Source organism: Pseudomonas putida (assembly GCA_041071465.1).
GTDB classification, from domain to species: domain Bacteria; phylum Pseudomonadota; class Gammaproteobacteria; order Pseudomonadales; family Pseudomonadaceae; genus Aquipseudomonas; species Aquipseudomonas putida_P.
This window is the reverse complement of the sequence record CP163498.1, coordinates 4,965,026-4,988,994: the sequence shown is the minus strand read 5'-3', so window position 1 is coordinate 4,988,994 and position 23,969 is coordinate 4,965,026. Positions and strand designations below refer to the sequence as shown.

Genomic DNA, 23,969 nt, shown 5'->3' with positions numbered 1-23,969 from the left:
TACGGCTGACAGTGATGTGTCGGCTATACGGGCCTCTTCGCAGCACAAGGCTGTTACAACAAGGGCACGGCGCCAGCCATGAAGTGGCGCCAGCCCTGTCAGGCGTTATACCGCCAGCGCGCGCTCACGCAACTCGCTGTTGAGGATGCGGTCGTTCTCGCTGTAGTCGACCGGGCAGTCGATCACGTGCACGCCTGGGGTCTTGATGCAGTGTTCCAGCAGCGGCAGCAGGCCTTCGGCGCTTTCCACGCGGTGGCCATTGGCACCATAGGCTTCGGCGTATTTGACGAAGTCCGGGTTGCCGTAGTCCAGGCCGAAATCGGTGAAGCCCATGTTGGCCTGCTTCCAGCGGATCATGCCATAGCCGTCGTCACGCAGGATCACCACGGTGATGTGCATGCCCAGACGTACCGCAGTTTCCAGCTCCTGGCTGTTCATCATGAAGCCACCGTCACCGCACACCGAAATTACCGGGCGGTCCGGGTGCACCAGGTGCGCGGCCATCGCCGATGGCAAGCCGGCGCCCATGGTCGCCAGGGCGTTGTCCAGCAGCACGGTGTTGGGCTTGTGCGCCTTGTAGTTACGGGCGAACCAGATCTTGTAGATGCCGTTGTCCAGGGCAACGATGCCTTCGGACGGCAGTACACGACGGATGTCGGCCACCAGGCGCTGCGGGTAGACCGGGAAGCGGTTATCGTCGGCACCTTCGGCGATCTGTGCTTCGTTGGCTTCACGAATGGCCATCAGGCGGGTGAAGTCCCAGTGCGACGTGTCGTTCAGCGCTTCGCTGATCTGCCACACAGCGTTGGCAATGTCGCCGATCACTTCAACCTGCGGGAAGTACACGGCATCGACTTCAGCGGAGCGGAAGTTGATGTGGATGACCTCGGTGCCGCCACGGACCATGAAGAATGGCGGCTTCTCGATCACGTCGTGGCCGATGTTGATGATCAGGTCGGCCGCTTCGACGGCGCGGTGAACGAAGTCACCCGACGACAGCGCGGCGTTACCCAGGAAGCGCGGGTGGCGCTCGTCGACCACACCTTTACCCATCTGGGTGGTGATGAACGGGATGCCGGTCTTGTCGATCAGTTGCTTGAGGACCTTGGCGGTCATCTTGCGGTTGGCGCCTGCGCCGATCACCAGGATCGGGTTACGGGCGTTCAGCAGTTTCTCGACGGCTGCTTCGATGGCCACGTGCTCGGCCAGCGGGCGGCGGTGCAAGCTGCGCGGGATCGGCAGTGCATCAGTCTGCTCGGCGGCGATGTCTTCCGGCAGCTCCAGGTGTACCGCCCCCGGCTTTTCTTCTTCGGCCAGGCGGAAGGCTTCGCGCATGCGCGACGGGATGTTGTCGGCCGAGGCGAACTGGTGGGTGTACTTGGTGATGGGGTCCATCATGCCGCACACGTCAATGATCTGGAAGCGGCCCTGCTTGGACTTCTTGATCGGCTTCTGCCCGGTGATCATCATCATCGGCATGCCGCCCAGGTAGGCATAGGCGCTGGCGGTGACCAGGTTGGTGGCGCCAGGGCCAAGGGTCGACAGGCTGACGCCGGTCTTGCCGGTCAGGCGGCCGTAGGTGGCAGCCATGAAACCTGCAGACTGCTCGTGACGGGTCAGTACCAGCTTGATCTTCGACTTGCGCAGGGATTCGAGCAGGTCGAGGTTTTCCTCACCAGGAATGCCGAATACATACTCGACACCTTCGTTTTCCAGGCATTGCACAACGACATCGGCGGCCTTGGCCATTTGGGGTACTACCTCAAAATCTTTGTGGGATTGCAGATTTATTAAGCTGCGTGACTGAGATGTTGCAGGATGTCTCAGTGGCGCGCATCGTAGGCCCTCTGGTTAATAATAATAAATATATTGTTATGATGCTTAGCATCACAGTTCGTTATGAATGCAGCTCGCATGAAAGGTAGCACCCCTCAATGAACCTCAAGGCATTGCGTTGCTGTGTCGAAATCGTCCGGCAAGGCAGCTTCACCAAGGCCGCGCAGCACCTGCACATCGCCCAGCCAGCGCTGAGCATGGCCGTTACCCGGCTGGAAGAAGAACTGGGCGTCACCCTGTTCAACCGCACCACGCGCAAAGTGATCCTCACGGCAGAAGGCGAGCAATTTCTGCCACGCATTGCCTCGGCCCTGCGCGAGATGGATGTTGCCCGACAAGAACTGCGCGACATGGCCGACCTGAAGCGCGGCGAAGTGCGCCTGGGTATTCCGCCGATGTTCGGCCTGCACTACGTGCCCGGTTTGATGAACGCCTTCCGCCAGTTGTACCCAGGCATTGCCATGACCGTGTTCGAAGGCAGTGCCGAAGACATTGGCCATCGGCTGGAGCAGCGGGAAATCGACCTCGCACTGCTGGAGTCCCGGCGTGTGCCGCCGGACAAGGAATCGATCCTGCTGGGCAGCGACGAGATGCTGGCGTGCATGCACCCCGATCACCCCTATGCCGGCAAGGCTTTCCTCACCGCCGAAGACCTGCGTAATACCGACATGGTGGTGTTCGACCGCACCTTCGTGCAACGCCATCTGCTGGACGCGTTCTTTGCCGAGCATGGCATCACTTACCAAGTGGCGCTGCAGAGCAACTTCGTCTCGCTTGTGGTGCAGGCCGCATTGGACAACATGGGGGTGGCCACCCTGCTGCGCTCGGTGCAACAGCGCACGCCAGGCATCGTCGGTGTGCCCTTCCGGCCGGCACAGCAGATGAGTTTCCGCTTGTGCTGGCGCTCGGGGGAATACCTTTCGCTCGCCAGCAAACGGTTCATCGACTTTGCCGCGCAAACCCACTACCTGGAGCGATAACCGGCAGTTTTCAGGGCCAGATGCTCGATCACCTGCTCCACTGCGCGTCCCAGGCAGCCCTTGAAGAAGTGGTTGGCACCGGCATACACCGACACCGCCCGTTGGCCAGGGCCTGCCCATTGCAGCAGGTTGGCCAGCGGCGCCATTTCATCCCGTTCGCCATGCAGCAACAGGCAATCCGCAGGCACCGGCAATGGCTCGTAATAACGCCCGCCCGGCACATCACCCACCGGCAGCCCCAGCAATGCCACCGCCTGCAGCTGCCCTTCAAGCTCACAAGCCACACGCGCGAACACGTAGGCACCAAAGGAAAACCCGACCAGGGCCAGCGGCAGCTCTGGCAGTTCCCGGCTGAAGTGACGAATAACCGCAATGCAGTCCTGCGCTTCGCCGATGCCTTCGTCATGCACCCCTTGCGTCTGCCCCACCCCACGAAAGCTCGGCCGCACCACTTGCCAGCCGGCTGCACATAACTGCCGTGCCAAGGTCAGCGGCACGATATGCCGTGGGCTGCCGCCCAGCAGCGGTTGCGGGTGGCTGACCAGCACCAGCCCCTTCGGTGCGCCAGCGGGGTAGTCGATCAACAGCTCGATTTGGCCGAGCGGCCCGTCGATGAGCAGTGGGTTACGCGGGGTGTCCGACATCGCAGTTGTCCTTGTGAACCGAATGTATGGCGCTTATTCACGCCGCTTGCCAAGCCTACATCCGTACTCACCCCTGCAACAGGGCAAACAATCTGACAGGCATCCTGTTGCATTTGTCAGGCTCATGCCCAAGCAAATGTAATTGGAAACAGCAGAATCATTGCAGTTCGCCAGGTTCTTGCCTGCGCTTCGCCTCCCTACAATGACCCCACAACAACAAACGAGCCCAGCTCCGTGAGGCACGCCCCCATGTACAGAGACCATATCGTCAAACCGCGCGCGACCGACAACCCGGCATTCATGGGTATGGCCGCCGCCGTGATCTTCGCCCTCGCCCTGCTCTACGGCGTGGGCGACGGTAGCCTGGCCCGGCTGATGGGCCCGATCGTGCTCGACCTGCAGGCACCGCTGATGCGCAACATCGCCGTGGCCGGCACCCTGGCCGTGACCCTGGTATTGAACGTGTTCATCCTTGGCCGCTTTCCGTTGCGGGCCCAGGTGATTACGGTCTGGTGCGAACTGTTGCTGTTGTTTCTGCTGTTTTTCGACACCTTCGACCTGTCCTACAGCTTCATCGCCACCAAGGTCGGTTTCATGATCACGCAAGGGGTGTTCACCACCGTCTACGTGTCCACCCTCTCGATCGCCATCGCCTTCGTCCTGGCGCTGCTGGGCGCAACCGCACGGCTGTCGTCCAACGGCTTCGCCATCGCCATTGCCAGCTTCTACACCTCGTTCTTTCGCGGCGTGCCGCTGCTGATCCAGATCTACCTGATCTACCTTGGTATCCCCCAGCTCGGCTATGTAGTCGGTGCCGTGCCGGCGGGGATCCTGGCGTTGTCGCTGTGCTACGGCGCCTACATGACGGAAATCTTCCGCGCCGGTATCAGCAGCATCCCGCGCGGGCAATGGGAAGCTTCGCGGGCGATCGGCCTGACCCCCTTCCAGGCCATGACCCGGGTAATCCTGCCGCAGTCGATGCGGTTGATCATCCCGCCCACCGGCAACCAGTTCATCTCCATGCTCAAGGACAGCTCGCTGGTGTCGGTGATCGGTGTGTGGGAGCTGATGTTCCTCGCCCGCACCCAGGGCCGTGCGGAGTTTCGCCACCTGGAAATGTTGATCACCGCCGCCGTCTTGTACTGGGTGCTGTCGATCCTGCTCGAAGCCGTGCAGTCGCGCCTGGAAAAACGTTTCGACCGCGCCCATCGCTGATCGAGGAGCCCCATGATGAACCAACCTTTCACCCCCGGTATCGCCCAGGCCGCCATATCGATTCGTGGCCTGCAGAAATGGTACGGCGAGTTTCACGTGCTCAAGGGCATAGACCTGGAGATCGCCAGTGGCGAAATCGTGGTGGTCTGTGGGCCGTCCGGTTCGGGCAAATCCACATTGATCCGCTGCCTGAACCTGCTCGAAGACTTCCAGAAAGGCCAGGTGCTGATCGCCGGCAACCCGCTGGACCGCGACGCAGCCAGCGTGGCGGCTATCCGCCGCCAGGTGGGTATGGTGTTCCAGCAGTTCAACCTGTTCCCGCACCTGACCGTACTGGAAAACCTGATGCTCGGCCCGCGCCTGGTCAGCAAGCTCAGCGAGGCCCAGGCCCGTGCCCTGGCGCTGGAGTACCTGGACCGGGTGCGCATCGCCAGCCAGGCCGACAAGTTCCCCGGGCAGCTTTCCGGTGGCCAGCAACAACGCGTGGCCATTGCCCGCGCGCTGTGCATGAAACCACGCATCATGCTGTTCGACGAACCCACCTCGGCGCTGGACCCGGAAATGGTCAAGGAAGTGCTCGACGTCATGGGCGAGCTGGCCCAGGACGGCATCACCATGCTGTGCGTTACCCACGAAATGGGCTTCGCCCGCCGGGTGGCCGACCGCATCATCTTCATGGACCAGGGCCAGGTGATCGAACAAGGCCAGCCCAATGCGTTTTTCGACAACCCGCGCCACGCACGTGCCAGGGAGTTCCTCTCGCAGATCCTCAGTCATTGAGGCCTGTGTCTACCGCTGTGCCAACACCACAACAACAATTGCATGCCCGGAGACTTACCGAATGAACCCAGTCGCACGCTTGTTCGCACTCACCGCCGTTGCCGGCAGCCTGACCCTGATGGCCGGCGCCGCCTGGGCCGGTGCCACCCTTGACCGCATCCACCAGAGCAAGGTCATGAACGTGGCCACCGCCGCCAACTGGCCACCGCAGTCGTTCCTTGGCGAGGACAATACCCTCAAGGGCTTCGACATCGATGTAGCCAACGAGATCGGCAAACGCCTGGGCACCCAAGTGGCCTTCGTCACCCCCGAGTACGGCATCATCACGGCAGGGCGCTGGGCCAGCCGCTGGGACCTGTCGGTCGGTTCGATGACCCCCACCACCGAGCGTGGCCGGGTGCTCGACTTCCCGGCCATCTACTACTACACCCCCTACGTCTTCGCCGTGCACAAGGACGCCGCCGGGAGCAACACTGCCGACCTTAACGGCAAGACCATCGGCGTCGAGGCCGGTACCACTTCCGAGGACTACATCAACCGCCGGCTGAAAATCGACGCAGCGGATGTGCCAGCCTTCAGCTACAGCGTAGAGCCAGGCGAAGTGCAGACCTATGGCGACAGCATGGGCCCGCTGGACGACCTGCGCATGGGCAACGGCACCCGCCTGGATGCCACCTTGTCGGCACTGCCAACCGTCATGGGTGCGATCAAGGCTGGATACCCGATCACCCCCGTGCAGGGCAAGCCCGCCTACTACGAGCCACTGGCCATCGCCACCGACAAGGGCGACGACGCCTTCAACGCCGAACTGGCCAAGGCGGTCGAGGGCATGAAGGCCGACGGTACGCTGAAACAGCTGTCCGAGAAGTGGTACGGCGCCGACCTCACGCAAGTGCAGTAACCCCCAGACCCGCAGGCCAGCGCCCTTCCCTTGAAGGGCGTGCGGCACCCTCATGCCCGCAAAACGTACAGCTCCCAGCAAAAGGATGACCCAGCCGATGTCCAGCTACAGCAATAACTACTACACCGGGACCATGCGCGCTGCCCCCCTGCGCCCGGCACTGACAGGTGAAAGCCGCGCCGATGTGTGCGTGATCGGTGGCGGCCTGGCAGGCCTTAGCCTGGCCCGCGAGCTGCTGATGCGCGGGCGCTCGGTGGTGTTGCTGGAGGCGGCACGGGTGGCCTGGGGCGCCTCCGGGCGCAATGGCGGCTTCGTGCTGCAAGGCTGGTCCGAAGGGCTGTCGGCGATCGAGCGGCGCTGCGGCAAGCAGACCGCCGCGGCGCTGTTCCGGCTGTCGCTGGAGGGGGTCGATATCGTCCGCGACACCATCGCCCGCCACCAACTGCCAGGCTGCGCGGCAACCACCGGCAAACTCAGCGTGGTGCGCTACGACGACGCCGACAACCTGCAGCGCACCCGCGACCGCATGGCCCGCGACTTCAATTTCGACATGGAGTACCTCGATACCCAGGCGCTGCGCAGCCGTCTGAACACCGACCGCTACTTCCAGGGGCTGCGTGATAGCCATGGCTTTCACTTCCACCCGCTGAACTACTGCCTGGGCCTGGCCGAGTTGGTCGAGCTGGCCGGTGGCCGCATACACGAACAATCGCCAATGCTGCGGGTGGAACGCAAGGCCGGCCACCATCGGGTGGTCACCGCCCAGGGGGCGGTCAGCTGCAGCGATGTGGTGTACTGCTGCGGCGGCTACGGCGGCCCTGAGTTTGGCCAGTTGCGCCGTGCGTTTCTGCCGATTGCCACGTACGTGGTGCTGACCGAGCACCTGGGTGAGCGCCTGCGCGATGTAGTACGTACTACAGACGCAGTGGGCGACAACCGTCGCGCCTCGGACTACTACCGCATCGTCGAGGGTGACCGCCTGCTGTGGGGTGGCCATATCACCACGCGCAACCTGCAGGACGAACAGCGCCTGGGGCAGTTGCTGACCCGTGACATCCTTAGCGTGTACCCACAACTGCAGGGTTTGAAAATCGCCAAGGCCTGGTCTGGGCTGATGGGTTACGCCCGCCACAAGATGCCGCACATCGGCCCTCTGGGCCCGGGGTTGTGGGCCTGTACTTCATTTGGGGGCCATGGTATGAACACCGCACCCGTGGGTGCACGGGTAATCGCCGAGGCAGTCTGTAACGAAAGTGACCGCTACCGCCTGTTCGACGCCTACGGCCTGGAATGGAACGGCGGGCCGTTCGGGCCAGCGGCGGCGCAAACGGTGTATGCCGGCCTGAAGCTGATGGACAAGTTCCAGGAAGCCCGCGCGCAGTACAACCACTAAGAGCAATCACCAGGAACCACCATGGACGCCCTCCCACCCGGCGCGCTGTTCAAACTGACCGAAAAAGACCGGCAACTGTTGGCCTTGCTGCAGGCCAACGCCCGCGAGCCCACCGCCTCGCTGGCGCGCAAGCTGGGCGTGTCGCGTTCTGCGGTGCAGGAGCGCATCAACCGCTTGGAAAACGCCGGGGTCATCACCGGCTACAGCGTGCGCATCGACCAGGACAAGCTGCAGCAAGTGATCAACTGCTTCACCATGACTTCATGCAGCAACAAGAGCTACACCGACGTGATGACCACTTTGCGCAAGATGGACTCGGTGCAGGCGGTGTATGCGGTGTCGGGTGAAATGGACTTCATCATCCACCTGACCACCCACACGCTGGGGGAGCTGAATGCCGAGCTGACCCGCATCAACATGATCAAGGGCGTGACCCACACTGCTTCGCACATTGTCATGGAGACAAAGTTCAGCAAGAAGCTGACACTGTGATTGCCCCCCGACACGCTGAATAGCCGTCCAGCGTCCTCGACGTTGCAGTCACAGATTGACTATGATCCCGCCTTGAACGTTTCAGCATGTTTCAATAGGGATACAGATGTCAGTCCAGGAACTCCCCCCGCTCGCCAGTAAAAGCACCGTCGCCAAGATGGAAGCCGCCATGGCGCTGGGCAGCTTCGCCATCGGCACCGGCGAATTCGCCATCATGGGCCTGATGCCCGACATAGCCAGCAACCTGCAGTTGAGCGAGCCACAGGTGGGCCATGCCATCAGCGCCTATGCATTGGGGGTGATGGTCGGCGCCCCTACCCTGGCGATTCTCGGTGCCAAACTGCTGCGCAAGCACATGCTGCTGCTGTTGATGCTGCTGTATGCCTTGGGCAACCTGGCCACGGCCTTCGCCCCCTCGTTCGGCGGCCTGGTCGCCTTCCGCTTCATCAGTGGCCTGCCCCACGGCGCCTACTTCGGCATTGCGGCTGTGGTGGCCTCGAGCATGGTGGCCAAAGATCAACGTGCAGGTGCCGTCGCTCGGGTGATGATGGGCCTGACCCTGGCCATGTTGCTCGGCAACCCGGTGGCCACGTTCCTGGGCCAGTATTTCGGCTGGCGTTCGGCCTTCGTGCTGGTCGGCGCGATTGCCCTGTGCACCATCGCCCTGGTCTGGCGTTTCGTGCCCCAGCGTCACGACGAAGTACGCAGCGACCCACGCAAGGAACTGCAGGCCTTTACCCTCCCGCAGGTATGGATGGCGCTGGCCATCGCTTCCATCGGCTTTGCCGGCATGTTCTGCGTGTTCAGCTACCTGGCGCCGACCATGCTGCAAGTGACCCAGGTCTCGCCGCAGTGGATTCCGTTCGGCCTGGCGGCGTTCGGTGTTGGCGGCATCGTCGGCAACATCGCGGGCGGCAAACTGTTCGACCGCCTGCAATTCCGCGCGGTGGGGCTGGTGTTGATGTGGTCGATTGCCGTGCTGCTGTTCTTCACCTTCGCCGCCCAAGCGCTGTGGAGCCTGCTGCTGGGCATCGGCCTGGTGGGTACCATGATCGCCCTGGCCGCACCGCTGCAGATCCGCCTGATGGACATTGCTCATGAAGCGCCAAGCCTGGCCGCCGCGTCGAACCATGCGGCGTTCAACCTGGCCAATGCACTGGGGCCATGGCTGGGCGGCATGGCGATCACTGCCGGTATGGGCTGGACCAGTACCGGGTTCATCGGCGCGGCGACGGCGCTGGTTGGCCTGGGTATCTACCTGTTGGCACGGCGGATGAAAGGCGGCCACTGAAACATCCGGTCGTTAGGCCCAGCACTGCTGGCGCGCCAGCACCGAGGCGGCCGTTTCGCCCAACAGCTCGGCGTAAACGCCGGGGGCGGTGGCACCTTCGGTGTTGATGAAGAGAATGCGGGCATTTCTACCGACCCCCAGGCTGGCGGCTGCGCCCGAGTCCTTGACCAGGCGGGCCAGCCCAGCCAGCCCGGCCACACCTGACTCACCCGCGATCAACGGAATGTCACGAACGCTGCCGGCTGACAGGCGGCGCATGGCGGCCACGGCCTCGTCGTCGCTGATGGTCATGAAACAATCGATGCTCGGCTCCAGGAAGCGCCATGCCAGGGGCGATGTCTCGCCACAGGCCAGGCCGGCCATGACCGAGTCCACCGAGCCAACAGCCCTGGCCGGCTTGCCAAGCATCGCACTTTGGTACAGGCAGTCGGCCTGCTCGGGTTCGACCATGACAAACAGCGGGCGCTGCTCGCCGAAGTGTTCCCACAGGTAGCTGACGATGCCAGCTGCCAAGCCACCTACCCCGCCCTGCAGGAACACATGAGTGAACGGTGGCTGCCCGACGGTGGCTTCGATGATTTCCGCGGCGATGGTTGCGTAGCCTTGCATCACGTCGCGCGGGATCTCCTCATAGCCTTCATACGAGGTATCAGAAACCACGGTCCAGCCATTGCTCGCCGCCAGCACGGCGGCGTGCTCGACCGACTTGTCATAGTTGCCGGCAACCCGCACGATCTGTGCGCCGTAGGCGGCAATCGCCTGCTCACGCTCGATGCTGACATTGGCGTGCAGCACGATCACGCAGCGACAGCCTATGCTGTGTGCTGCTGCCGCCAGGCCTTTGCCATGGTTGCCATCAGTGGCACTGACGACGGTGAAGCCGGCCAGCAGATCAGCATAATGGCCCTCCAGCAACCCATGGGGCGCGAAAGGCTGTTCGGGGAAGGTTCGCAGAATCAACCGAACCAAGGCGATCGGCGCCCCAAGGGCCTTGAAGCTACCGAGCACCGAGCGCACCGATTCATCCTTGACCGACAGCTGGGCTATGCCCAGTTCTGCGGCCAGGTCAGGCAAACCGTACAGCGGCGTGGCCCCAGCATTCAGGCACGACCAACCGGTCAGCCACTGGCGGCTTTCTTCGGCCTTGGCAATGCTCATCACAGTTCGCAACGCTTGTGGGTATGGCTGGCGGCCAGCCTTGGGGTTGGAAACAAACATGCAGCACTCCGTTCTACAAGTATCAGCAAGCCCATGCCGCTGCAGCCAAACTGCCGTGGGCGGTTTTTTCAATGAATATCAGGTGTGGGCCAGGCGATGGCTCACGACATCCAGCAACACCTGCGCCCCCTGAACGAGGTGATCGTCAGCGGTAAACTCGCGCGGGTTGTGGCTGATGCCGCCCTGACTGGGCACGAAGATCATCGCAGCCGGCGCTATGCGGGCGATCATTTGCGCATCGTGCCCGGCACCAGAGGTCATGCGTCGGTGGCTGAAGCCCAAGCGCCGCGCCGAGGCTTCGATCGCATCGACCAGGCCGGCATCGAAGGCAACTGGTTCAAAGCGCACCAGGCGCTCCGTAGCGATGCTCACGCCTTCACGCTTGGCGAGGGAATCCAGGTATTGGCTCAGGCGGTTTTCGGCGTGAGCCAGGCAGGTTTCGTCCGGGTCGCGCAGGTCGACGGTGAAGGTCGCCTTGCGTGCAATGACGTTGATCAGGTTTGGCTCGAACCGCATGCAGCCGACGGTGGCCAGGGTCGTGCCAGAATATACGGCCATGGCGCGCAGTTCGGCAACGATGGCACTGGCCACGAAACCGGCATCATGGCGCAGGTGAGTCGGTGTGGTGCCGGCATGGTTGGCATGGCCCAGCACCTCTACCTGCTGCCAGGAAATGCCTTGCAGGTTCTCGACCACGCCAATCAGGGTGTTCTCGGCCTCAAGGATCGGGCCCTGCTCGATGTGCAGCTCAAGGTATTCGTGCGGCCCCACGGCCCCTGGCTGCATTGTGCCGGCATAGCCAATACGCGCCAATTCGTCGCCCAGCCGCGTGCCGTCGGTGCCAAGCGTATCCAGGGCCTGCTGCAACGATAGGCCACCGGCGTATACCAACGAGCCCATCATGTCTGGCTGGTAGCGCACGCCCTCTTCGTTGGTAAAGGCGCCAACGGTGATCGAACGCTCGGGCTGCCGCCCTGCCTCACGATAAGCACGTATCACTGCCAGCCCCGCCAGCACCCCGTAGCAGCCATCCAGGGCGCCAGCATTGGTGACGGTATCGATGTGCGAACCCATCATCAGTGGGCGCTGGGCACCGCTGTCAGTAGCTGAGCGCAACGTGCCGAAAATGTTGCCGATGCGATCGATCTGCACCTCGAGATCAAGCTCATGCATCCATTCAACCAGCAGATCGCGCCCAGCCTTTTCTGTATCGGTCAGCGCAATCCGAGTGCGTCCGCCGTGAATGGGGTCGACGCCTACTTGCCCCAGCGCACTGATTTGCTGCAATAGCAACGCGCCGTCCAATTGCAACGGGGTACTCGTATTCATCAACCGTTTCTCCTTGGGTGCCATGCCATGGCAGCGCACCCTGTTTGATCATGGGAGAATTCTATTCGGCGAAAGCGTACGAAAAACTTGATTTCCGACCTTTTCATGCACTTTCATTACGCTTTTCCAGCCTTTGGCGCTGCTTAGCAACGGAGATACCTTCATGCCCCTCGATCACTTCGATCTGGCCCTGCTCGAGGCCGTACAGCGCAATGCCGGGACGTCGCAGTTGGACCTGGGCACGCAGGTCAACCTGTCCTCGGCAGCGGTGAACCGGCGCTTGAAGAAAATGGCGGCCGACGGCGTGATCCGTGGCACGGTGGCACAGGTGGATGCCGTGCATCTGGGTTACACGCTGACCGTGATCACCGAGGTCGAAGTGGAGAACGAGCGGCTGGACCTGCTGGACGAGATGAAGCGCACCTTCCTCGCCTGCCCGCAGGTGCAACAGTGCTACTACGTGGCGGGGGAATGCGATTTCGTGCTGATCATGCTGGTGCGGCACATGGAGCAGTACACCCAGCTGACCCGTGAGTTGTTCTTCGAAAACAACAATGTCAAACGCTTCAAGACGTTGGTTTCGATGAGCAATGTGAAGACCGGCATGTTCGTACCGACGCTCACGGCTTGAGCCATTGAGGCCGCTTTACGGCCTCAATGGCTCAAGCCGGGCTTGCCTGTGGCAGTTCGATGCGCACCCGCAGACCACCAGTGGCGGCGGCCTGCGCAGTGATACTACCGCCGTGCAGGGCAATGGCCCGCTGGGCGATAGCCAAGCCCAGGCCGAAACCATCACCATCGCTGTCGGCACCCCGGTCGAACGGCTCGAAGATCCGCGGCAGGCGCGCCGGATCTACGCCCGGCCCATGGTCGCTGACACAGACCTGAAACCATTGCCCACCCGGCGCCATAGCGGCCTCCACCAACACCTCCGTACCAACTGCGGTGTAGCGCACCGCGTTGCGGATGATGTTCTCGAACGCCCGGTACAGCAGTTCTTCATGACCGTGGATGAGAAACGCACCCTGGGCTTGCAAAGACACCTGGCACTGCTTCATGCCGGCCTCGAAGCGGGCGTCTTCGACGATCTGCGCCAGCAGCTCCACCACATCCACGCTGGCAAAGTCGCTATCGCCCTGGCGAGCCTGGGCGCGGGCCAAGGTCAACAACTGCTCGATCAGGTCATCCATGCGCCGCGATTCGCGCTCCACCCGCTCCAGCATGTCGTGCCGGTCGGGCTGCTGGCGCATCAGGCCAATGGCAGCATGCATGCGCGTCAGCGGTGAACGCAGTTCGTGGGAAATATCGTGCAGCAGGTTCTGCTGCGCCTGCACCAGTGCCTTCAGCTGACCGGCCATGCGGTCGCAGTCCTCCGCCAGCTCGACGATCTCGTCGCGGCGCTTGCCCAGCCTGGGCTTTACCCGCACATCGAAGCGGCCCTGGGCTACCTGGCCCATCGCCTCACGTAACCAGGCCAGCGGGCGAGTCAGGTACAAGCTGCACAGGAAGGCGAACAGTGCACTCATCAGCGTGCCGGTAAACAACGGGCCCATACCACGCGGGCGCGGTGGCTCGCCAAGCACCGTGGCCACCGAAGCACGTAGCACCAGCGGGCGACCTTCACGGTCGCTCAACGCCTGCTCGAAACGCGCCACCGGCACCGCTCTGCCGGCCAGCAACTGGCCTTGGCTGTCGTAAAGGCCCACCTGTACATCGGGCGGTTGCGGTGATACCTCAAGCAGCTGTCGGCCTGCCTGCTCGCCGTAACGCTGCAACAGCTGCAGTTCGGTGGCCAGCAGCGAGCGCAGCGCCGGCGTATCGCCACGCCAGTCATTGAGCATGAAAGCGCCCGCCCCCACCAGGAAGGTCAGGCAGTTGGCCAGCCAGAACGCCAGAAACAGCTTCCAGAACAGGCGCCGGCGCATCATTCGACGATCAACATGTAGCCCATGCCACGCACGCTCTGGATCCAGCTGCTGCCGTCGGCGCGCGGGCCAAGTTTTTGCCGAATGCTGCTGACATGCACGTCGATACGCCGGTCGTAACGGGTCAGCGGCCGGCCCAGGGCATTAAGCGAAAGGTCCTGCTTGCTGACCAACTGGCCAGCCTGACGGGCCAATGCCTCCAGCAGGCTGAACTCGGAGCCGGTCAGCTCCAGCGTAGCGTCGCCCCAGTGCGCCTCGCGTCGGCCCGGCCACATTTTCAATGCCCCGGTGCGTAGCTGTTCGGGCGCACTGGCCTCGCCCATCTGCTGTGGCTGTACCCGGCGCAGAATTGCCCGCAGACGTGCCACCAGTTCCCCGGGGAACTGGGCTTGGGCACATAGTCATCGGCCCCCAGTTCAAGGCCGGCAATGCGGTCGATGTTGTCGCCACGGGCGGTCAGCAGCAGCACCGGCACCTGGCTGCGTGCACGCACACGGCGCAGCACTTCGATACCGGAGATACCGGGCAGCATCACGTCCAGCACCACCACCTGGTAGTTACCGGACAGCGCCTGGGCCTCGCCCTCTTCACCGGTGTCCACGGCCGTGGCCTGGAAGCCTTCGCGCGCCAGGTACAGAGAGAGCATTTCAGTCAGTTCGCGGTCGTCGTCGACCAGCAGCACAGGGATCATCAGGGCCAGATATCGCAATTGCAGGGGCCGTAATGATCACCCTGCAGGCGGGCACTGTCACCGCCGGCCGGTCGGACTTTACACATCTTTACCCTCGGCTAACCGCGCCGTACACAGCCCGCCCGTATCCTCATCGCCCGCCGCATGCGGGTTGCCCGCACGTGCTGCACTCCGAATCCGCTTGTCTGGAACCCCCGATGAACTACCCGCGCCTGTTGCTCTCCATCCTGTTGCTGAAAGCCACGCTGGCCCAGGCCTCCCCCTTCAGGATCGCCGACATCCGCGTCAACGGCCTGCAGCGGGTTTCCGCCGGCAGTGTGTTCGGTGCCATGCCGCTGAACGTCGGCGACCAGGCCGATGACCGCCGCCTGGTGGACTCGACCCGTTCCCTGTTCAAGACCGGGTTCTTCCAGGACATCCAGTTGAACCGCGATGGCAATGTGCTGATCATCAACGTGGTCGAGCGCCCGTCGGTGTCGAGCATCGAGATCGAAGGCAACAAGGCGATCAGCACCGAAGACCTGATGAAGGGCCTGAAGCAATCGGGCCTGGCCGAGGGCGAAATCTTCCAGCGTGCCACCCTCGAAGGTGTGCGTAACGAGCTGCAGCGCCAGTACGTGGCCCAGGGCCGCTACTCGGCCGAGGTCGACGCCGAAGTGGTGCCGCAGCCGCGCAACCGTGTGGCGCTGAAGATCAAGATCAACGAAGGCACCGTCGCCGCCATCCAGCACATCAACATCGTTGGCAACAACGTGTTCGATGACGAAACCCTGGGGCAGCTGTCCGAGCTGAAGACCACCAACTGGCTGTCGTTCTTCAAGAACGATGATAAGTACGCTCGTGAAAAACTCTCCGGGGACCTGGAGCGCCTGCGTTCCTACTACCTGGACCGCGGCTACATCAACATGGACATCGCCTCCACCCAGGTGTCCATCACGCCGGACAAGAAGCACGTCTACATCACCGTCAACATCAACGAAGGCGAGAAGTACACCGTTCGCGACGTGAAGCTGTCCGGTGACCTCAAGGTGCCGGAAGACCAGGTCAAGTCGCTGCTGCTGGTGCAGCCAGGCCAGGTGTTCTCGCGCAAGGTGATGACCACCACCTCCGAGCTGATCACCCGCCGCCTGGGTAACGAAGGCTACACCTTCGCCAACGTCAACGGCGTGCCACAGCCGAACGACCAGGACCACACGGTCGACATCATGTTCGTGGTCGACCCGGGCAAGCGTGCCTACGTCAACCGCATCAACTACCGCGGCAACACCAAGACCGAAGACGAAGTGCTGCGCCGCGAAATGCGCCAGATGGAAGGCGGCTGGGCCTCGACCTACCTGATCGACCAGTCCAAGACCCGTCTGGAGCGCCTGGGCTTCTTCAAGGAAGTCAACGTCGAGACCCCGCAGGTAGCTGGCACCGACGACCAGGTCGACGTCAACTACAGCGTCGAAGAGCAGGCCTCCGGCTCGATCACCGCCAGCGTCGGTTTCGCCCAGAGCGCCGGCCTGATCCTCGGTGGTTCGATCAGCCAGAGCAACTTCCTCGGTACCGGTAACAAGGTGGCCATCGGCCTGACGCGCAGCGAATACCAGACCAAGTACAACTTCGGTTTCACCGACCCCTACTTCACCGCCGACGGGGTCAGCCTGGGCTACAACCTGTTCTACAACAGCACCGACTACAGCGATTACTACGACGATGGCGTTTCGTATTATGCGATCAACAGCTACGGCGCCGGGGTCAGCTTTGGCTACCCGATCAGCGAAACCTCGCGCCTGAGCTACGGCCTCACCCTGCAGCACGACGACCTTTCGCCGGGCACCTACAGCGCCGACGAGATCTACGACTTCATTTCCCGCGAGGGCAAGAGTTTCAACAACCTCAAGGCCTCGATCGGCTGGTCGGAATCCACCCTCAATAAAGGCGTACTGGCCACCCGTGGCCACTCGCAGAGCCTGACGCTGATGGCCACCACCCCAGGCAGCGACCTGTCATTCTACAAGCTGGACTACAACGGCCAGGCCTACTTACCGGTGACCAACAACACCGCACTGCGCCTGCACACCAGCCTGGGCTATGGCAATGGCTACGGCTCCACCGACGGCTTGCCGTTCTATGAAAGCTACACCGCAGGTGGCCAGGGTTCGGTGCGTGGGTTCAAGGACGGCACCCTCGGCCCACGCAATACCCCGGCCACCGGTGCTTATGCAAGCTCAGGCCAGGCTTACTACTCCGACCGAGACACCGATGTGCTGGGGGGCAATATCCTGATCACCGGCGGTGCCGAGTACATTTTCCCGTTGCCGTTCGTGAAGGACCAGAGCCAACTGCGCAGCTCATTGTTCGTCGATGCGGGCAATGTGTATGCCGACACCTGCTACCTGTCCACCACCCAAGGCTGTGGCAGCGTCGACCTGGCGCAGATGGCCGTGTCGCTGGGGGTTGGCGTGACCTGGTACAGCCCGATGGGACCGCTGAGCTTCAGCCTGGCGGCGCCGTTGAAAAAGCCGGATAACGCCGAGACCCAGATTTTCCAGTTCTCCCTGGGCAGACATTCTGAAGCCGGCAAGGCAAGCGTCCTGCGCGGTCCTACAGGGACCGCGAAGCGCTTTGGAGCATTACCCGCTTTTACCCCCGCTTAACCCAAGTTGACAGTCACATTGCCTAAGCTGACCTGCACTCGAACCCCGCCCAGCAGGACACACTCATGCCTCCCTTCACCCCTTGCTTCCCCACCACACTGCGGCACGATGAAGTACCGCTGGCACTGCTCGACCTGGTCCAACAGCGCCTGGCCAGCCTGCTCGGCCCACGTTTCACCGTGGTCCTGGGCGGCAGTGGCGACGGTGCCGGGGTGAGCCACTACCACTTGGCAATCCAGCACAACCAAAGCGGTGTTTCCCTGGAAGACTACGGCACCGTCACAGCCGGTTTCATCGAGCGCCTGTTGCGCATGAGCACCCAGGTGCGCGACATGCTCGACTCAGCCACCTTCAGCCTCATGGCCAGCGAACACCCTGGCCGACCACTGGTATGGCTTCGCGAGCTGGCCTGCAACGGGGAAAGCATTACAATGCGCGCCCCAATCTGAAATATGTTTTCTCCATGAAATCACTGCTTTACGCCGTAACCTTATTGTTTTCCTTTACCCTGCCCGCCCTGGCCAACCCGCCGGCAACCTTCACCGAAGCCAAGGTGGTGGCCAAGCAGAAGGTGTACCTGGACCAAGCCAGCAGTGCCATGGGCGACCTGTACTGCGGTTGCAAGTGGACCTGGGTGGGCAAGTCCGGCGGGCGTATCGATGCCGCCTCGTGCGGTTACCAGACGCGCAAGCAGCAGAACCGCGCCGAGCGTACCGAGTGGGAGCACATCGTGCCCGCCTACACCTTCGGCAACCAGCGCCAGTGCTGGAAGAACGGTGGCCGCGAACATTGCGTGGACAACGACCCGGTATTCCGCGCCATGGAGGCCGACCTGTTCAACCTGTACCCGGCCGTGGGCGAGGTCAACGGTGACCGCAGCAACTTCAACTACGGCATGGTGGCTGGCAATGCTGGTGAATACGGCCAATGCAGCACCAAGGTCGATTTCGTCCAGCGCGCCGCCGAACCGCGCGATGAAGTCAAAGGCCTGGTGGCCCGCACCACGTTCTACATGTTCGACCGCTACCAGCTGAGCATGTCGCGCCAGCAGCAACAGCTGCTGATGGCCTGGGACAAGCAACACCCGGTGTCGGCCTGGGAGAAAGAACGCGACCGGCGCATTGCCGCGATCATGGGGCATGCCAACCCGTTTGTAAGCGGGGAACGCAAGTGGACGGCCGACTACAAGCCGGTTGGCAGTGGCGTGGTGCAAGCGGTGCCGGTAAAAGCCGCCAAGGCAGAGGCCAAACCGAGCCTGGCCAGCGCCGAGTCGGTCGGGGCTGTGCTAGGCAACCGCAACAGCCATGTCTATCACCTGTCGGTTGGCTGCCCGGGCTACAACCAGGTGGCGGCGAAAAACCAGGTTACGTTCGCCACCGAAGGTGAAGCGCAGGCAGCGGGCTACCGCAAGGCGGGTAACTGCCGATGACTTGACTTGCGGGGCCTTCACTTGGGTGAGCGGCCTTGTGCAAGTACCAGGGTTCGCGCTAGCCGTTGACCAGGTTCAACGGCCGCTCACCGGCCAGCGCGCTGAGCAGGTTGTCCACCGCGCAACGCGCCATGGCCTGGCGGGTTTCCTCGGTCGCTGAGCCGATATGCGGGGTCGCTACGACGTTATCGAGCTGCAATAGCGGCGAGTCTGTCGCCAGCGGCTCCTGCACGAACACATCAAGCCCCGCGCCGCGAATGCGCCGGTTCCGCAGCGCTTCGATCAGCGCTTGTTCATCCACCACACGCCCACGCGAGATGTTCACCAGGATTGCTTCGGGCTTCATCAACGCCAGTTCCCGTGTGCCAATCAGGCCTTCGGTGCTGGCGTTCAGCGGCACCGTCAGGCAAACGAAATCCGCCTGCTGCAACAAGGCATCCAGGCTGCATTTGCGTGCGCCATAGCGTGTCTCCACCTCGGGCTTGGGGCGCTGGCTGTGGTACAGCACACGCATGCCAAAGCCGGCGGATGCGCGCCGGGCCAAGGCCTCGCCGATGCGACCCATGCCGACGATGCCCAGCGTCTTGCCGTGCACATCACTGCCAAAATGTGCAGGCCCCAGGTTGGCCTGCCAATGGCCATCACGCACCCAGTTCGCCAGCTCCACCACCCGCCTGGCGGTGGCCAGGAGCAGGGCAAAGCCGGTGTCGGCGGTGGTTTCGGTCAACACGTCGGGCGTGTTGGTCAGCTTCACACCACGGCGGCTGAGTTCGGCAACATCGTAGTTGTCCACGCCCACCGAAACGCTGGACACCACTTCCAGCTGTGGCGCCAGGTCAAGCAGGCTGGCATCCAGGCGCACACTGGCCCCGAGCAACCCGTGCGCGCCCGGCAACGCATCGCGCAAGCGGGCCAGGCCATCGGGCTGGGCCGTATCTACCCAGGTCACCTCAACGCGCGCTTGCAGGCGTGCCATCAAGTCAGCGGGCAGGCGTTTATACAGAACAATTCGCTTCTTCATTGCAAGTGTCCTAAGGGTTCACGGCCAGTTGCGCGCTATCGCGCTTTGCCCGGCCAGACATTTGGGAAGTATTGAGTGCAGCGGTAAGCGCCACTGCGCTCAGCAGCGCACCGCACATGAACAGGTAAGAGGCGCCAGGCCCACCTGTTGCACCATTGAGGTAGCCCACCAGCCACGAGCCACCGAACGAGCCCAGCGCGCCCATGCTGTTGATCAGCGCCATGGCACCGCCTGCGACGTTGGCCGGCAGGATCTCGGGCACGATCGCGAAGAACGGGCCATCAGGGTGCGTACATGCAGGCGCCGGCGACCACCAGCAACGTATACGACAGCCAGAAGTGCTCAGTGCCCAAGGCATACGAGCCATAGAACGCCACGGCGGCAATCAGCAGTGGCGGCCAGACGAAACGCTTGCGTTTTTGCAGGCGGTCGGACGCCCAGGACACGCCCACCATCGCCAGCACCGCTGCCAGGTACGGCACCGAGGCCAGCCAGCCGGCCTGCACGATATCGACGTTCGCCGCTTGCTTGAGAATCGACGGCAGCCACAGCACGAAGCCATACACGCCAATACTCCAGCAGAAGTACTGCAGCGCCAGGATGATCACCTGCGGCGAGCGGAACGCCTCGCGGTAGTTTTTCACTGGCTTGATGCCCTGCTGCTCGGCGGCCAGTGCTTGCGCAAGGGCGGCCTTTTCCTGTGCGCTCAGCCAGTTGACCTGGGCCGGGCGGTCATCCACCAGGCGCCACCAGAAGAACGCCCAGATCACAGCTGGCAGGCCTTCGATGATGAACATCCAGCGCCAGTCGTAATGTTTGATCAGGTACCCCGACACCACCGACATCCACAAGATGGTCACCGGGTTGCCGAGCATCAGAAAGGTATTGGCACGCGAGCGCTCAGCACGGGTGAACCAATGGCACAGGTACACCAGCATTGCCGGCATGACCGCCGCCTCCACCACCCCAAGCAGGAAGCGGATTCCGATCAGCATGTAGACGTTGCTGACCATGCCGGTAAGCGTGGCAAGGCCGCCCCAAAGGATCAGGCAGACGAAGATCAGCTTCTTCACACTGCGCTTTTCGGCGTAGATGGCACCGGGTACCTGGAAGAAGAAGTAACCGAGAAAGAACAGCGCACCCAGCAGCGAAGACAGCACGGGAGTGATTTGCAGGTCGTCGGCCATGCCAGAGGCGGCGGCGAAACCGTAATTGGCGCGGTCCAGGTACGCCAGGCTATAAGTGAAGAACACGATTGGGATGATGTACCACCAACGGCGAGGTGCCAGGCTTGGGCTTTGCATGGTTTGTTTCTCCTGAGCTTGTTGTTTTTGTTGCAACAGGTGATTCGGGGTTGGTTGGGTCAAGCGCTTCTGCGCAGGTTGTGGGCCTCCAGCTCGTGGCGCAGCGGCAACCCTTCCATGTCGCCCCGCGATTGCACGGCACGGCTGCCGCACCAGTTACCACGCGCCACGGCCTCAGCCACTGCACGGCCCTCCAGCAGCGCACTGAGCACGCCGACGGCAAAGGCATCGCCGGCACCAACGGTATCCACCACATGGCTGACCGGCACCGCCGCTACCTGCCCTTCTCCCTTGGCGCTGCGAAAGTAGGCGCCGGCCTCGCCCAGTTTGATGACGACCAGCTCAACCCCTTGGTCAAGGTAGAATGCGGCGATGTCCGCCGGTGTTTGCTGGCCAGTCAGCAACCGCCCCTCTTCCAGGCCCGGTAGAACCCAGTCGGCCTTGGTCGCCAGGGCATTGATTTCGCGCACCATGCTGCTTTGATCAGGCCACAGCGAGGGGCGCAGGTTGGGGTCGAACGAAATACTGCGCCCCGCTGCGCGCATGGCGTCCAGCAGCGCGTGGGACAGCGCCCGGCAACTGTCCGACAGCGCCGGCGGAATGCCGGTGGCGTGCAGATGGCGTGCTTGCAGCACGTCTGAATGAATCAGCGCTGGCGACAGCCGACGGGCTGCCGAGCCACGGCGGAAGTACTCCACCGACGGGTCGCTGCCATCATCGCAGCGGGCCTTGAGCTGAAAACCGGTGGGGTAGCTGGCGTCCACCTCCACGCCGGAACAGTCCAGTCCTTCGCGGCGCAAGCTGTCGAGCACGAAACGGCCCAGCGAATCGTCACCTACCCGGCTCAGCCAGCGCACGTTGAAACCCAGCCGCGCCAGGCCGATGGCCACGTTGCTGTCCGCACCGGCGATGCGTTTGCCAAACTGCTCGACACTGGCCAGGTCGCCGGTTTGCTCGGCAACGAACATGGCCATGGTCTCGCCGAAACACAGCACGTCATGCTCATGCATGGGCCACCTCCTGCTCCGCGCCCAGCGCAGACAGGCTACGCACCTGGGCGCGGGTCAGCGCCAGCAGGTCTTCGCCAACCAAGGGGTACTCGACGGCGCGTACCACGCCAGGCGCGAACTCGGCCAGCAGCGTTGCCCACTCGTGTAGGTCCGCCGCCTGGGGCGGTATGGCAACCAGGCGGCCATCGGCCCGGCGCTGCACAGCCTTGCAGTGCACGTACTGCACCCAACGGCCAAGTTGCCGTGCGGCTTGCCCCGCAGCCTCACCCTGCCACTGCCAGTTACCGATATCGAACGTCATCCCCAGGCGCAGCCTTAACTGCTCGGCCCACTGGAAAAACTCCACCAGGGGTTCGATCCTGCCTCCATGGGTGGTCTGATCGTTTTCAACCAGCAGCAGCGGCCCATGTGCCGGCAGCAGTGCCGCCAGGGCCGTCATATCGCAGCGCTCATTGAAATGGCCCAGGGAAACCTTCAGCGCCACCGCGCCAAGCGCTCGGGCGATTTCGAGCTTGTGGACCAGGAGTGGATCGGGCATGCCTTGCGTGGTCCACAGTTCAAGGGGTGTCGAATACAGGCACTCCAGGTGCAATGCGGCAATGACCGCACCCAGGGCGGATGCGTCAGGTGCACTGGCGAACAGTTCTTCGCGCAATTCCACTCGGCTAACGCCAGCGGCTGCCAGCAAGTCCAGGAACTGCTCTTGGCCACGTTGCCGTACAAAGTCGGCACCGTAGCTGGAAAGGCTGATGGAAACGGGGTTCGGGTGCATTGTTCTTATCCTTATGAAACCGGTTTCATTTTTGATCGGCAGCGGCGGACACAGGCCTGCCGTTGCTTACTGGGGTTGGGTTGAGCCGCGGATGATCAGGTCGGCCTTGAAGTCGATGCGCCGCGCTGCCCCGCTGTCGCCGCGAAGGCGGCCGAGCAGGCTTTCGAAAGCCGCCTCACCGATGCGTTCGGTAGGCTGGGCCAGTGCAGTGATGCCTTTGCCAACCAAGGGGTACCAGTCCAGGTCGTCGAGGGCGATCAACCCGACGTCGGCAAACAAGTTGCACCCGGCCTCTTGCAAGGCCCGGGTTACCGCCAAGGTCGCTACGCCGTTGAAGGTGAAGATGGCTTGTGGGCCATGGCTATGGCGGGCGAGAAACGAAGCCAGCTGGCCCTGCAGCCCCGTGCTGGTTTCCAGTACTTGCTGACGCATGCCGGGCCGGCGGCTGACCGACGCGCCGAACGCCTGCACCCGCTCCAGGCGTGAGCTGGTGCCATCGAGGGGTTCACTGACTGCCAGGATATCGCGGTAGCCTTGGGCCTGCAGGTGGTCGAGGGCCTGCTCGACCGCGTCGGCATTGTCCAGGCCGACCAGGTCCACGTTCAGTTCGGGCAACTGGCGGTCGACCAACACCATGGGGATGTCACGCTGCAGGTTGAGCAGTTCACCGGGGTGATGACCCAGGGTGTTCACGATCAACCCTTCGACGTTGTAGCTCTGCAGGGCCTCCAAGTGGTGACGTTCCTGCTCGTCGTCACGGTTGGTGTTGCACACCACCAGGCTGTAACCGTGCTGACGGCAGGCGGTTTCCACACCATGCATCACGGCCACTGAATAGGGGTTGAGAATATCGGCTACCAGCATGCCGATCAGTCGCGTCTGGCCGCGCTTGAGGCCGCGGGCCATCTGGTTGGGGCGGTAGCCGAGGCGTTCGATGACCTCTTCCAGGCGCTTGGCGGTAGCGTCGGCCAGCAATTGACGATCGCCACCGATGTAACGGGAGACGGTGGCTTTGGAAACGCCAGCGACACGCGCTACTTCGCTGATGGTGACCCGTTCGCGGGCATGGGCAGGCGCGTCGGTCATGGGTTGTCCT

19 protein-coding genes and 3 pseudogenes are annotated in these 23,969 nt (G+C 62.9%); 11 read left to right on the top strand and 11 right to left on the bottom strand.

The window, feature by feature from the left end; translation table 11 throughout:
* Window positions 1-105 precede the first annotated feature (105 nt).
* A complete protein-coding gene (locus AB5975_22975; GenBank protein ID XDR19363.1) occupies window positions 106-1,749 on the bottom strand; it encodes an acetolactate synthase large subunit in 1,644 nt (547 codons plus the stop codon).
* Between the two features lie 185 nt (window positions 1,750-1,934).
* Here AB5975_22975 and AB5975_22970 point away from each other — a divergent pair, with 185 nt between their 5' ends.
* On the top strand, window positions 1,935-2,816 hold the full coding sequence (locus AB5975_22970; GenBank protein XDR19362.1) for a LysR family transcriptional regulator: 882 nt from the start codon (window positions 1,935-1,937) through the stop codon (window positions 2,814-2,816).
* Here AB5975_22970 and AB5975_22965 read toward each other — a convergent pair.
* Entirely contained in the window at window positions 2,801-3,460 is a 660-nt protein-coding gene (locus AB5975_22965) for an alpha/beta hydrolase (GenBank protein XDR19361.1), read from the bottom strand. The genes AB5975_22970 and AB5975_22965 overlap by 16 nt on opposite strands.
* Window positions 3,461-3,709: 249 nt before the next feature.
* On the opposite strand from AB5975_22965, the gene AB5975_22960 reads away from it, so the two are divergent.
* From AB5975_22960 to AB5975_22935, 6 genes are all read left to right on the top strand, one after another.
* Window positions 3,710-4,675 (top strand): amino acid ABC transporter permease, encoded by a 966-nt coding sequence (locus AB5975_22960; GenBank protein XDR19360.1) that lies wholly within the window; start codon window positions 3,710-3,712, stop codon window positions 4,673-4,675.
* Window positions 4,676-4,690: 15 nt separating this feature from the next.
* On the top strand, window positions 4,691-5,455 hold the full coding sequence (locus tag AB5975_22955; GenBank protein ID XDR19359.1) for an amino acid ABC transporter ATP-binding protein: 765 nt from the start codon (window positions 4,691-4,693) through the stop codon (window positions 5,453-5,455).
* A 61-nt stretch (window positions 5,456-5,516) separates the two neighbouring features.
* Window positions 5,517-6,356 carry an ABC transporter substrate-binding protein gene (locus AB5975_22950; GenBank protein ID XDR19358.1) on the top strand — a complete coding sequence of 280 codons (840 nt, stop codon included), beginning with the start codon at window positions 5,517-5,519 and terminating at the stop codon, window positions 6,354-6,356.
* A 97-nt stretch (window positions 6,357-6,453) separates the two neighbouring features.
* Window positions 6,454-7,749: an NAD(P)/FAD-dependent oxidoreductase gene (locus AB5975_22945; protein XDR19357.1), complete on the top strand. Its 1,296-nt coding sequence runs from the start codon at window positions 6,454-6,456 to the stop codon at window positions 7,747-7,749.
* A 21-nt stretch (window positions 7,750-7,770) separates the two neighbouring features.
* On the top strand, window positions 7,771-8,241 hold the full coding sequence (locus tag AB5975_22940; GenBank protein XDR19356.1) for an Lrp/AsnC family transcriptional regulator: 471 nt from the start codon (window positions 7,771-7,773) through the stop codon (window positions 8,239-8,241).
* A gap of 106 nt (window positions 8,242-8,347) precedes the next feature.
* Complete coding sequence (locus tag AB5975_22935; GenBank protein XDR19355.1) at window positions 8,348-9,532, top strand: MFS transporter; 1,185 nt, start codon at window positions 8,348-8,350, stop codon at window positions 9,530-9,532.
* Window positions 9,533-9,544: 12 nt separating this feature from the next.
* On the opposite strand, the gene AB5975_22930 is transcribed toward AB5975_22935, so the two are convergent.
* A complete protein-coding gene (locus AB5975_22930; GenBank protein XDR19354.1) occupies window positions 9,545-10,750 on the bottom strand; it encodes a diaminopropionate ammonia-lyase in 1,206 nt (401 codons plus the stop codon).
* Between the two features lie 78 nt (window positions 10,751-10,828).
* Window positions 10,829-12,079 carry a Zn-dependent hydrolase gene (locus AB5975_22925; GenBank protein ID XDR19353.1) on the bottom strand — a complete coding sequence of 417 codons (1,251 nt, stop codon included), beginning with the start codon at window positions 12,077-12,079 and terminating at the stop codon, window positions 10,829-10,831.
* 163 nt (window positions 12,080-12,242) lie between these two features.
* Here AB5975_22925 and AB5975_22920 point away from each other — a divergent pair, with 163 nt between their 5' ends.
* Window positions 12,243-12,710 carry an Lrp/AsnC family transcriptional regulator gene (locus AB5975_22920; GenBank protein XDR19352.1) on the top strand — a complete coding sequence of 156 codons (468 nt, stop codon included), beginning with the start codon at window positions 12,243-12,245 and terminating at the stop codon, window positions 12,708-12,710.
* Window positions 12,711-12,741: 31 nt separating this feature from the next.
* Here AB5975_22920 and AB5975_22915 read toward each other — a convergent pair whose 3' ends face one another.
* Both AB5975_22915 and AB5975_22910 read right to left on the bottom strand, forming a co-directional pair.
* Complete coding sequence (locus AB5975_22915) at window positions 12,742-14,007, bottom strand: ATP-binding protein (protein ID XDR19351.1); 1,266 nt, start codon at window positions 14,005-14,007, stop codon at window positions 12,742-12,744.
* A pseudogene (locus AB5975_22910) lies at window positions 14,004-14,695 on the bottom strand (response regulator). Before AB5975_22910 ends, AB5975_22915 begins: the two are co-directional and overlap by 4 nt.
* Before the next feature lie 197 nt (window positions 14,696-14,892).
* Between AB5975_22910 and bamA the strand changes: the two are divergent.
* The 3 genes and pseudogenes from bamA (at window position 14,893) to AB5975_22895 (ending at window position 18,766) form a co-directional block, all read left to right on the top strand.
* Window positions 14,893-17,247: pseudogene (gene bamA, locus AB5975_22905) on the top strand (outer membrane protein assembly factor BamA).
* A 155-nt stretch (window positions 17,248-17,402) separates the two neighbouring features.
* On the top strand, window positions 17,403-17,786 hold the full coding sequence (locus tag AB5975_22900) for a hypothetical protein (protein ID XDR19350.1): 384 nt from the start codon (window positions 17,403-17,405) through the stop codon (window positions 17,784-17,786).
* Window positions 17,787-17,800: 14 nt separating this feature from the next.
* The gene (locus AB5975_22895) at window positions 17,801-18,766 is read left to right on the top strand and encodes an endonuclease (GenBank protein ID XDR19349.1); all 966 of its coding nucleotides are present in this window, start codon (window positions 17,801-17,803) and stop codon (window positions 18,764-18,766) included.
* Between the two features lie 58 nt (window positions 18,767-18,824).
* Here AB5975_22895 and AB5975_22890 read toward each other — a convergent pair whose 3' ends face one another.
* The 5 genes and pseudogenes from AB5975_22890 to ptxS form a co-directional block, all read right to left on the bottom strand.
* The gene (locus AB5975_22890; protein ID XDR19348.1) at window positions 18,825-19,787 is read right to left on the bottom strand and encodes a 2-hydroxyacid dehydrogenase; all 963 of its coding nucleotides are present in this window, start codon (window positions 19,785-19,787) and stop codon (window positions 18,825-18,827) included.
* Between the two features lie 10 nt (window positions 19,788-19,797).
* A pseudogene (locus AB5975_22885) lies at window positions 19,798-21,091 on the bottom strand (MFS transporter).
* Window positions 21,092-21,150: 59 nt separating this feature from the next.
* A complete protein-coding gene (locus AB5975_22880) occupies window positions 21,151-22,101 on the bottom strand; it encodes a sugar kinase (GenBank protein ID XDR19347.1) in 951 nt (316 codons plus the stop codon).
* Window positions 22,094-22,873: a sugar phosphate isomerase/epimerase family protein gene (locus tag AB5975_22875; GenBank protein XDR19346.1), complete on the bottom strand. Its 780-nt coding sequence runs from the start codon at window positions 22,871-22,873 to the stop codon at window positions 22,094-22,096. Before AB5975_22875 ends, AB5975_22880 begins: the two co-directional genes overlap by 8 nt.
* 66 nt (window positions 22,874-22,939) lie before the next feature.
* Window positions 22,940-23,959, bottom strand: a complete 1,020-nt coding sequence (gene ptxS, locus AB5975_22870) for a transcriptional regulator PtxS (protein ID XDR19345.1) — start codon at window positions 23,957-23,959, stop codon at window positions 22,940-22,942.
* Window positions 23,960-23,969: the final 10 nt, after the last annotated feature.

Bases quoted from the DNA above. Each gene is read 5' to 3' on its own strand.
- AB5975_22925 (XDR19353.1), bottom strand. From the start codon at position 12,079: ATGAATACGAGTACCCCGTTGCAATTGGACGGCGCGTTGCTATTGCAG.
- AB5975_22965 (XDR19361.1), bottom strand. From the start codon at position 3,460: ATGTCGGACACCCCGCGTAACCCACTGCTCATCGACGGGCCGCTCGGC.
- AB5975_22920 (XDR19352.1), top strand. From the start codon at position 12,243: ATGCCCCTCGATCACTTCGATCTGGCCCTGCTCGAGGCCGTACAGCGC.
- AB5975_22880 (XDR19347.1), bottom strand. From the start codon at position 22,101: ATGCATGAGCATGACGTGCTGTGTTTCGGCGAGACCATGGCCATGTTC.
- AB5975_22970 (XDR19362.1), top strand. From the start codon at position 1,935: ATGAACCTCAAGGCATTGCGTTGCTGTGTCGAAATCGTCCGGCAAGGC.
- AB5975_22935 (XDR19355.1), top strand. From the start codon at position 8,348: ATGTCAGTCCAGGAACTCCCCCCGCTCGCCAGTAAAAGCACCGTCGCC.
- AB5975_22945 (XDR19357.1), top strand. From the start codon at position 6,454: ATGTCCAGCTACAGCAATAACTACTACACCGGGACCATGCGCGCTGCC.
- AB5975_22930 (XDR19354.1), bottom strand. From the start codon at position 10,750: ATGTTTGTTTCCAACCCCAAGGCTGGCCGCCAGCCATACCCACAAGCG.
- AB5975_22900 (XDR19350.1), top strand. From the start codon at position 17,403: ATGCCTCCCTTCACCCCTTGCTTCCCCACCACACTGCGGCACGATGAA.
- AB5975_22960 (XDR19360.1), top strand. From the start codon at position 3,710: ATGTACAGAGACCATATCGTCAAACCGCGCGCGACCGACAACCCGGCA.
- AB5975_22975 (XDR19363.1), bottom strand. From the start codon at position 1,749: ATGGCCAAGGCCGCCGATGTCGTTGTGCAATGCCTGGAAAACGAAGGT.
- AB5975_22875 (XDR19346.1), bottom strand. From the start codon at position 22,873: ATGCACCCGAACCCCGTTTCCATCAGCCTTTCCAGCTACGGTGCCGAC.
- AB5975_22955 (XDR19359.1), top strand. From the start codon at position 4,691: ATGAACCAACCTTTCACCCCCGGTATCGCCCAGGCCGCCATATCGATT.
- AB5975_22940 (XDR19356.1), top strand. From the start codon at position 7,771: ATGGACGCCCTCCCACCCGGCGCGCTGTTCAAACTGACCGAAAAAGAC.
- AB5975_22950 (XDR19358.1), top strand. From the start codon at position 5,517: ATGAACCCAGTCGCACGCTTGTTCGCACTCACCGCCGTTGCCGGCAGC.
- AB5975_22890 (XDR19348.1), bottom strand. From the start codon at position 19,787: ATGAAGAAGCGAATTGTTCTGTATAAACGCCTGCCCGCTGACTTGATG.
- AB5975_22915 (XDR19351.1), bottom strand. From the start codon at position 14,007: ATGATGCGCCGGCGCCTGTTCTGGAAGCTGTTTCTGGCGTTCTGGCTG.
- AB5975_22895 (XDR19349.1), top strand. From the start codon at position 17,801: ATGAAATCACTGCTTTACGCCGTAACCTTATTGTTTTCCTTTACCCTG.
- ptxS (XDR19345.1), bottom strand. From the start codon at position 23,959: ATGACCGACGCGCCTGCCCATGCCCGCGAACGGGTCACCATCAGCGAA.